This window comes from Oleiphilus sp. HI0117 (assembly GCF_001635235.1).
In genome coordinates, this window is record NZ_LWGA01000825.1 from 1 (window position 1) to 2,775 (window position 2,775).

5 protein-coding genes and 1 pseudogene are annotated in these 2,775 nt (G+C 40.3%); all 6 read right to left on the reverse strand.

What is annotated here, in order from left to right; translation table 11 throughout:
- Positions 1 to 168 precede the first annotated feature (168 nt).
- The 6 genes and pseudogenes from A3757_RS13805 to A3757_RS13830 all read right to left on the reverse strand — a co-directional run bounded on the left by A3757_RS13805 (position 169) and on the right by A3757_RS13830 (position 2,719).
- Positions 169 to 579 (reverse strand): DUF4345 domain-containing protein, encoded by a 411-nt coding sequence (locus tag A3757_RS13805; RefSeq protein WP_068516633.1) that lies wholly within the window; start codon positions 577 to 579, stop codon positions 169 to 171.
- 92 nt (positions 580 to 671) lie between these two features.
- Positions 672 to 900 (reverse strand): annotated as a pseudogene (locus tag A3757_RS13810) (Txe/YoeB family addiction module toxin); the annotation flags it as partial.
- Positions 901 to 1,197: 297 nt separating this feature from the next.
- Positions 1,198 to 1,608: a hypothetical protein gene (locus tag A3757_RS13815; RefSeq protein ID WP_197470046.1), complete on the reverse strand. Its 411-nt coding sequence runs from the start codon at positions 1,606 to 1,608 to the stop codon at positions 1,198 to 1,200.
- A 90-nt stretch (positions 1,609 to 1,698) separates the two neighbouring features.
- Complete coding sequence (locus tag A3757_RS13820) at positions 1,699 to 2,085, reverse strand: VOC family protein (protein WP_068552689.1); 387 nt, start codon at positions 2,083 to 2,085, stop codon at positions 1,699 to 1,701.
- Positions 2,086 to 2,162: 77 nt separating this feature from the next.
- Complete coding sequence (locus A3757_RS13825; RefSeq protein WP_068552981.1) at positions 2,163 to 2,474, reverse strand: type II toxin-antitoxin system RelE/ParE family toxin; 312 nt, start codon at positions 2,472 to 2,474, stop codon at positions 2,163 to 2,165.
- Positions 2,462 to 2,719, reverse strand: coding sequence for a type II toxin-antitoxin system Phd/YefM family antitoxin (locus A3757_RS13830; RefSeq protein ID WP_068507610.1), 258 nt, complete (start codon positions 2,717 to 2,719; stop codon positions 2,462 to 2,464). Before A3757_RS13830 ends, A3757_RS13825 begins: the two co-directional genes overlap by 13 nt.
- Positions 2,720 to 2,775 lie beyond the last annotated feature (56 nt).

A 2,775-nucleotide genomic window follows, 5' to 3' on the forward strand; every position in this document is an offset into this window, starting at 1 on the left:
CTCAGATATTGGTTTTGCCGCCCATTGTTGAGGGGCCGACATTTTTAATATGGGAGATAACTCGTAATTAACCCCCGACATGACCAATAGGTCTGCCGATAAATTTTCGGGGCAAACTGGCAACGATATTTCCATTTCGAATTTTGGCATGAATTTCCTTATTAAAGCTCACGGAGTTCCACAAGATTGCTTGGTTATGTTTTTAATATATTTTTTCCAGTAAATACCATAGATAGCTATTGGGATAACAAACTCTAAAATCATCGCCGGAATTAGAACACTAGCTGGAGGTCCTACGGACAATATTGAAATTAAACGGCCAAGCCCACCAATAAAAAATACCAAAGCAATAGATGGAATGAACTTATATTGAGCCTGAATATTTTGAGCGACCCAAAAGCAAAAGGCCCCATAAGCTAACCAGAAAACAGAGAAAAATCTTAATTCGTTATCCACTGTTGCTTCTGCACCTCCGGTTGAACCCGGAATTGCGGAAGCACCACCAAATAAGACATTTAACCCAGTTATTGCGACGACTAAAGCTAGTGCATACAAGATGTATTTTAGTGTTGATTCCATTCAATTATACCTCGATGTTGAAGTCTATTTTTTGCCTAACGCCCCGTTAACCGGGCGAGCGGGAGGCTAGTCCTGCTGAATGCTTCGTTAAATTATTTTTCATAGTGGTAACGGTAAGATATAATTATACGTTTATTATCGTCAACAACATATACCAACCGATTACTGTCATCTATGCGGCGAGACCAGAAATCAGCTAGGCTTTCTTTAAGAGGCTCAGGTTTACGTATACCCATCAAAATGATGACGTTGAGTATCGGGTATGAGCTTGTTGATACGTTTAAGTGTTTTCTTGTCTTGGCCTTGCCAGTAAACATAATCTGACTACGCCTCCGTAGTCGACGCTAATATTTCAATCATCGAGCAATCCATGCTCCTCTGTTTTGCCTGCACGATATTGCTGGATTGATTTACTTAGATGAGCGGCATTTGCAGGACTCTAGAGTAAATGCACTGGTTAGGCATTTTAATCGTCAATTAACAGATGCCCAAAATAAGAGAACACACCTATCATAACACCTGTGAATAGTTGTGCATGTACAAGATAGGACAATTTTTTCAACTCTCTTGGAGAGTATCGCCAGCTGATAAAAATACCGAATAGCCCTTGCCAGATTACTAGTGCGAGTACCGCAGGGAAAAAAGAATATGCATTGGTAAACCCATTAAAGCGATGTGCAGAAGTATTATAGCCACCGCACCGATACCGAAATATACATGCGTTCTATTTAATAGATTGATCAAACTATCTATAAGCGGCGGGTCAAGCTCTATACTGTATTCTGGTAAGAGCCTTTTAGCGATAGCCCCTTTTCCAAAAAACAATTTGATTAGAGTTCTGGCGTAAATGAATACGAGTAGCCATAAACCAATCTCTCCTAACCCTTCACCTATTTCAGCTAAAAATGTTTCACGCTCTTCAACTGGCGGGTAAAGGCTAAGGGCGTATATATAATATCCAATTGATAAGGCTACAGTGCTTCCTGTAAAAACAAGAATCTTTTTTAAACCCGTAGATACCGATTTCATTGTTTCATATTCCTAACGCCTACATTTGTGGCCGAACGAAGTGAGGTCCGGCCCAGCCGTTTTTTGGCTGGGCGATGCAAGATGGCCTTGTTACACGTTTTGATAGTTTGATACCTCGATAAGGTTGCCGTCAGGATCTCTAAAATATACTGACTCAACTTTACCTTTTGCACCTGTACGGCTTACTGGCCCCTCGATCACTGTAACGTCACAATTGTTTAAATGCTCGATAGCACTACCTATCGGGGTGGTAATAATAAAACATAAATCAGCACTACCTGATTTAACATTATTCGCTTTAGGTTCGAATTCACTGCCCAGTTGATGGAGGTTTATTTTCTGATTGCCAAATGACAACGCAACTCGGGACTCACCGAATATAACTTTTTCCATGCCCAATACTGATTGGTAGAAACTTACACTCTCCTCAATATCTTTGACGGTTAAAACTAAGTGATCAATTCTATCTACTTGCACAATACACCCTGTATTTTTTACATGTAACGCCTTTAGGTGCGGCTCGAACCCGAAGGCGAGACCGGTTGAACGCTTGGTTAGCTTCTATTTTTGGAAGATAGTAAAAACTTTCGTAAATCTCTTTCTTGCCTCAATACGTGAAGGATATAGACTGAGTCGCTATCTACTTTGTAGAAAACACGACAAGGATTTACTACAACTTCTCTATAATTTAGAGTCGAAATTTCTTCAGGTACTCTGCCTGAGTCAGGGAATTGTTCGAGCCTCTGCACCTTGCTGAAAACGTTTTCTACTAGCTGCCTCGCAGCGTACGGATTACTAACTTCAATATAATCTGCAATATCGTTCAGATTAATTAATGCTGGCTCAGTCCAGATTATTTGAGCCATTTACTCATCTTCTCTTTAGCTTGCGACATGTCCATTGTTCGACCTTCACGGATTGCCTGTTCGCCTTTCGCGATACCTTCCAGGATTTTCATCCGATCTACCATCAACTCATAATCAGCCACATCAACCAAATAGGCTGATGGCTGGCCATGTTCAGTTATAAGAATAGGTTCTTTTGACTCATGCAGATCTGCAAGCAGTTTCGTTGCTTGTCTCTTTAATGTAGTAACGACTTCAGTTCTCATAGTGACACCTTATATTAAAATGTATCACTATAGTATCACTCGAAATCAAAAAAAAC

Coding starts and splice junctions, on each gene's coding strand:
- A3757_RS13815 (WP_197470046.1), bottom strand. CDS start 1,608: ATGAAATCGGTATCTACGGGTTTAAAAAAGATTCTTGTTTTTACAGGA.
- A3757_RS13830 (WP_068507610.1), bottom strand. CDS start 2,719: ATGAGAACTGAAGTCGTTACTACATTAAAGAGACAAGCAACGAAACTG.
- A3757_RS13805 (WP_068516633.1), bottom strand. CDS start 579: ATGGAATCAACACTAAAATACATCTTGTATGCACTAGCTTTAGTCGTC.
- A3757_RS13825 (WP_068552981.1), bottom strand. CDS start 2,474: ATGGCTCAAATAATCTGGACTGAGCCAGCATTAATTAATCTGAACGAT.